This is a genomic window from Mesorhizobium sp. M1A.F.Ca.IN.022.07.1.1 (assembly GCF_003997575.1).
Lineage (GTDB): Bacteria > Pseudomonadota > Alphaproteobacteria > Rhizobiales > Rhizobiaceae > Mesorhizobium.
The window spans coordinates 1-5,298 of the sequence record NZ_RZST01000372.1 but is presented as its reverse complement, the minus strand read 5'-3'; the positions used below and the strand labels follow the sequence as shown (position 1 = coordinate 5,298).

The window sequence follows — 5,298 nt, the reverse complement described above, 5'->3', positions numbered from 1 at the left end:
CCTGGGCCGAATAGCGCCAGTTTCGCGGCCCATAGGCTTCATGGAGGGCGAGCACGTTGTCGGCCTCTTTCGCCTGCGCTGCGACGGCTCGCGCCGTCGCAGCCTGCCGCCGTCGCTCGGCCTCGTCGGCCGGATAGCGATACTTGACGTAGAAATAGGTATTCTGGCCCACCTCCACCGTTCCATCCCTTACCGTCAGCTCCATCTGGTAGCTGCGGGTTGAGCCGTCCCGACGGGTGGTTACGACGGAAATGTTGGTGACCGGCTGATTTTCCCGGGGTTTGAGAAACAGGATGTTGCCGGCCGGCGCGACCTCCCAGGCGACGCTGTTGCCGAGCGCGACATGGGCGATCTCCTCATCGGACGAGAATTCCACCTGCACCGAGGAGCGCAGCGAGCCGACGATGCGGGTGATGTTGTAGGGCTGATAGTCGACAAAGCGCACACGGCTGTCCTGCGATGCGCCGCGTGGAATTTCGAGGGCAAGCGCGGTAGAGGCGGAGGCCGCCAGCAGGAGAGTGGCGATTGCGATTGTGCGCATCAGTTGATGGCCTCCGGATCGGCCCGGTATTCGCTGACCACGAAGCCGAGAGGGTTCACCAGCCGATCCGTCGACGACATCGGCGCATTCGCGTAGGAAAAGGTTAGCGTCGCAACCCAATGGGTTGTCCGAACCTCCTCGCCGCGAGTAATCGTGCGCATGTAGCGGACGGACACGACATTCGGGTTGATCAGCGAGATCGACGCGATGCTGATGCGCACCGTGGCGCCGCGCCCGTAGGTATTCTGCGGCGAATCCGGGTTGCTGCCACGATAGTATGTGGAAAATCGCGTCTGCTCGGGCTGTGTCGACAGCAAGGCGACGGTGCGATAATTCTCCTCCGCCTCGCTCCAGACGTAGCCTTCCCGCGCACGCACATATTTGGCGGCGAAGTATTTGGTGACGGCTTCGTCATAGGTGCCCGCCGTCGACGTTAGCGCCGAGACGACATCGACGATGCCTGTCGAATTGTCCACCCGTACGACAAACGGCTCCACCGTCTTCAGCGGGGTCAAGGCGGCGACGGCGAAGATCGAAACGCCGGCAAGGACGCCAGCCACGATTGCCACCGACCAGGCGATGCGCGCCGAGCGCTCGACCTGAACCATGCGGTCTTGATCGAAACGTCGCGCCTTCTCGAAGTATGTTTTGAGTTCGTCCCCTAAGACCATGTTCACGCCCCGCAAGGACGATTGGAAGCAGTGATGTCAAAATGGGCGAAGGCGGGTTCTTCCCTGCCCTTTTCGGCATAGGCTGCGGGCGCCGGTTGGGAGATCGCCGGTTGTGCATCCGAATGCTTCTCAGTGAGGTTCCTATTGTCCTGCCATTCCCACATCGAGCGATTGAGCGGCCGGCGTGAATAGCCGTCGCATTTGGGAAGCGGGTAGGACAGCGATGCGCAGCCGCTTACGATTGCCGCCATGCAAACCAGTGGCAAAATTCGGATCATTCCGGAATGGCCCTTTTTCTTGTTGGTGCGAAAAGCGTCATGAGCCGGCGCGTTTCGAGGTGAAGGTCCGGCCGGCCGCGCGGAAACCGCGGCCGCCGGCACGGACGATATGGGATGCCGTCCAGGCGAGCGTGCTTTCGTGGGCGTCACGCGCCGCTCCGTAGCCGTAGGTCAACGACGCCCCGCCGGCGGCGAGCGCGGAAGCGATGTTGGGAAGCTGGTAGAAGACATAGAGGGCGGCGAGGCAGATGGCGCAAAGCGCGATCGGCCGCATCAGCACATCGCTGTATCCCTCGATCGCCGTGAAGGTGCTGTCGATGCAGGTGATTAGCAGGGAACCAACGGCGACGACCAGGACCTGCAGGATCACGAAGTTCACGAGCTGCCCGATCCAGGCCTCGGTGAAGCGCCGGGTTGCCTGGAACATGGCAAGCGCCACGAAGATAGGGCCGATCGCCAGCACGATGGCGAGTGCCAGCCGAGCGTAGAGCGAGACGATATAGCCGATCGCAGCGACGATGAAGCTCGCGCCGATCACCATCATGCCGCCGACGCCCGTGACGATATCGACGGGCCAGGAGGCGCGGGACCAGATATCGGTGGCGGAAGCCTGCCCCTTGTCGAGCAGGCTGTCGAAGGTGGAAGCGCTCGGCGCCGTGCCAGTGTTCAGAGCCTGGGAGATTTCGCGCGGGAGTACGTCGAAGAAGATGTTCGTGACATAGGTCTGATATTCGCCGGCGTTCTTCACCAGCATCACGATGATGGCGAGCTTGATCGCCCGGTAAGCGAAATCCAGGATCGGTTCCTGCACCGAACCGCGAAGGACGAGATAACCGTAGAGCACGATGTAAAGGGTGACTGCCGCCGTGAGGGGCCCCGAAACCCATTCGGAGATGTTCGAGGTGCCATCGGAGATGAAGCTCTCCAAGGGCGCTTTGAACTGCTCGTCGACGAAGGCGAACACCTCATACATGCTCAACCTCCCGAGGACCGCCGCATGCGATCGAGCCGCATCTTGCCGTCCGCCGCTTCGGCGTTCCTGCAGTTCGTCGTGTCGCTGAACTCGCCAGGATTGTTGCGGCACTTCGCGATGACGCCGGAAAGCAGCGCTTCGTCAGCTACCAGTTCCTCGACCGTGTAGGTTCTTTCGGCTTGCTCCGAGCAGGCCGCCAGACCAGCTATCGCCATCAGGAGGAGCAGTCTCCTCATTGCAGCGCCGCCTTGATCGCGTCCATGCGCTGGCGCCAGTCTTCGGCCTTGCGCTGCTCGTCGACTTGGGCTTGCGCCTGTTGCACCATTCGCAGGCCTTCCATGCGCAGCACATCGGTCTGGAGGAAAGCCGTTTCGGCCTGCAGTCGCGCCTGAAGGTCGGCGATATCCTTGGCGTCGCCCGCCGTCGATATCTTCTCGCGCAGCTGGTCGATGCCGTCGATGCGCTTGGTTGCGGCGTCGTAGATCTGCTGGCCGAGGCTCATCTGGCCGGCATTCTGGTTCTGGATCCGGGAGAGCTCTTTCGCGTAGAAGTCGTCGGCGCTGGTTCGATAAGTCGAGTTGCGTTCTAGGAATTTGGAGGCTGAGTCACCGAACACGCCGGCGCCATCGCCCTTGAACAATCCCTCGATGGCGTTGAAGTCGGCCGGCAAGGCTTTTCGGATTGAAGGATCGTTGAGGATGCTTGCGACATCCGCCATATCGGTGAGCTTGTTGAGCGAGCCGTAGAGCTGCTGCGCCTGTTCAATCTGCTGATGCAGCGCATCGAGTTGCGACTTGAGCTGCGCGATGCTCTCGATCTGCTTGGCGATCGCCGTCTGGTCGATCACCGGAATCCCCTGCCCCGCCGCACCGTTGGCGGACAGGAAAAGCGCCACGGCAATCGCCGCGCCCTGAAGTCGGTAGGAAGCCATCAGCCCGCATTCCTTCTTTGGTGGAAAATGGGAAGCCAATCCCCGCCCTGGTTGCCGACCTCCGCGCGGATCGCTTCGGCGAGCTCGACATTAGCCGTGCGGCCGGAAAGGATGGCGAGCTCGTCATCGAAGCCCCTGAGATTCAGCTCGGCGACGACGCTGTTGTGACCCTGCTTCAGCACGAACCGCCGGCTTTCGACCGAGAGTTCGCGAGCGATCAGTTCGTACTCGCGCTCCGTCAGCTTGAAGCCCTCGACATAGTCGGCATGATTGCCGCGGGCGTTCGGCAGGAAGATCTGCGTCGGGCATTGCTCGATGATGGTGTGCGCGATCGGCGAAACGAGCGCATCGCGCGGGCTTTGCGTGGCAAAGAGCATCAGGCCGTTTTGCTTGCGGATCGTCTTCAGCTTGTTCTGTGCGAGATCCCTGAATCCCTCGTCCTGCAGCGCCTTCCAGAACTCGTCGATGACGATGATGATCCGCCTGCCGTCGATCAGCTGCTCGACGCGGTGGAAGAGATAGGCCATCAGCGGCGTGCGGATTTCTTCATTGTCGAGAAAGTCGGTCATGTCGTAGCCGACGAATCTGCCGCCGGCGCCGAAAGCGCCGAAGCCGATATCCTCGATCACATTGTCAAACACCCAACCAAGGGGCCCTCCCCTCTCCCACCGGCGCAGCCTGGCCGCGATCCCCTCCGGGTCGGTGTTGTTGAGGAAGGTTCTGAGCGCGCCGATCGTGCGGCGCTCGACCGGCAGGTCGGCAAGGCCGTCGATGGCGGAAGCAATGTCGCGAAGCTCGGTCACGGTCAGTTCCCGTGTTGTCGAGCCGACAAGCTTGCCGACCCAGCGCGTCAGGAACACCTTGTTCTGAGGCGTCAGCTCGAGCGCCTTGAGCGGTGCGCAACCGGTCGGAACACCATTCTTGAGGGGCAGATAGGCGCCGCCGGCGGCGCGCACGTAGAGATCGGCGCCCCTGTCCTTGTCAAAGAACACCACATGTGGATCGTGCTTCTCGAGCTGCGAAAGCATGAAGTTCAAGAGCACGGTCTTGCCCGCGCCGGACGGCCCGCAAACAAAGGTGTTGCCGAGATCGCCATAGTGAAAATTGAAGTAGTATGGCGACCCTGACGCCGTCTTGAGCAGGGCAACGGCCGGCCCCCACTCGTTGCCGTCCTTTTGGCCGATCGGATAGGAGTGGAAGGGAGACAAGGCTGCAAAGTTCCGTGACGTGATCGCGCCGGACCGCGCGCGATAGCGGAAGTTGCCAGGCAGCTGCGCCCACCAGGCAGCCTCGAGACCAAGATCTTCGCGCGCGACGACCGCGCCGCCGCTGGTCAGGCTGGCGCGCGCCTTGGCGAGATTGTCGGTCAGTTCCTTCACCGAGGAAGCGAAGACGGAAAGCGTCAGATGGTGCTCGCCGAGCACGAACCGATTGGACTCCAGGTCGTCCATCGCCTCGTCCAGCTCATCGATCTGCGAGGCCGCCTTGTCGCCGCTGCTGACCATCTGGTTCTGCTTGCGGCCCATGATGACGCGGGCGTCCGCCTTCGAGGCGAAGGAAAAGGACTGCGTGAGGATAAGTTCGAAGGGGCTGGTGAGTGCGCCGTCGAGCATGCCGGTCCTGGTGCGGGCCGGATATTCCTTGAAACTCAGCATGCCGGCATAGCGGCTTGCGGCCTCGTGCCGGATCTCGATCGTCTCGCGGCCGACGATGACCCGGTCGGAGTAGATCGCCGACGCGACGCGCCCTTCGGTCAGCGGTATTGGTTCCCGCCGACCGCCGACGATCTGGTGCAGCACCTCGCTCGGTTCGGAAAACAGCAACCCACCATGTTCGTAAAGCGACAGCGGGCGGGGCTCGAAGCGCTTCAAAGCCGCCATGACATCGGCGACCTTGTCGTGAAG

The 5,298-nt window shown here is 62.3% G+C and carries 6 protein-coding genes; all 6 read right to left on the bottom strand.

What is annotated here, in order from left to right:
• Window positions 1-541, bottom strand: a 541-nt coding sequence (locus EOA75_RS28095; RefSeq protein ID WP_164747607.1) for a TrbG/VirB9 family P-type conjugative transfer protein, incomplete at its 3' end; no start/stop codon positions are given.
• On the bottom strand, window positions 541-1,212 hold the full coding sequence (locus tag EOA75_RS28090) for a virB8 family protein (protein WP_127325695.1): 672 nt from the start codon (window positions 1,210-1,212) through the stop codon (window positions 541-543). The genes EOA75_RS28095 and EOA75_RS28090, both read right to left, overlap by 1 nt.
• Window positions 1,213-1,527: 315 nt before the next feature.
• Window positions 1,528-2,463 carry a type IV secretion system protein gene (locus EOA75_RS28080; RefSeq protein ID WP_164747606.1) on the bottom strand — a complete coding sequence of 312 codons (936 nt, stop codon included), beginning with the start codon at window positions 2,461-2,463 and terminating at the stop codon, window positions 1,528-1,530.
• A gap of 2 nt (window positions 2,464-2,465) precedes the next feature.
• Window positions 2,466-2,699: an EexN family lipoprotein gene (locus EOA75_RS28075; RefSeq protein WP_127325692.1), complete on the bottom strand. Its 234-nt coding sequence runs from the start codon at window positions 2,697-2,699 to the stop codon at window positions 2,466-2,468.
• Window positions 2,696-3,394: a P-type DNA transfer protein VirB5 gene (virB5, locus tag EOA75_RS28070; protein ID WP_127325691.1), complete on the bottom strand. Its 699-nt coding sequence runs from the start codon at window positions 3,392-3,394 to the stop codon at window positions 2,696-2,698. Before virB5 ends, EOA75_RS28075 begins: the two co-directional genes overlap by 4 nt.
• The coding region (locus tag EOA75_RS28065) for a VirB4 family type IV secretion system protein (RefSeq protein WP_127325690.1) at window positions 3,394-5,298 on the bottom strand (1,905 nt) is incomplete at its 5' end. The genes virB5 and EOA75_RS28065, both read right to left, overlap by 1 nt.

Coding starts and splice junctions, on each gene's coding strand:
- EOA75_RS28090 (WP_127325695.1), bottom strand. CDS start 1,212: ATGGTCTTAGGGGACGAACTCAAAACATACTTCGAGAAGGCGCGACGT.
- EOA75_RS28080 (WP_164747606.1), bottom strand. CDS start 2,463: ATGTATGAGGTGTTCGCCTTCGTCGACGAGCAGTTCAAAGCGCCCTTG.
- EOA75_RS28075 (WP_127325692.1), bottom strand. CDS start 2,699: ATGAGGAGACTGCTCCTCCTGATGGCGATAGCTGGTCTGGCGGCCTGC.
- virB5 (WP_127325691.1), bottom strand. CDS start 3,394: ATGGCTTCCTACCGACTTCAGGGCGCGGCGATTGCCGTGGCGCTTTTC.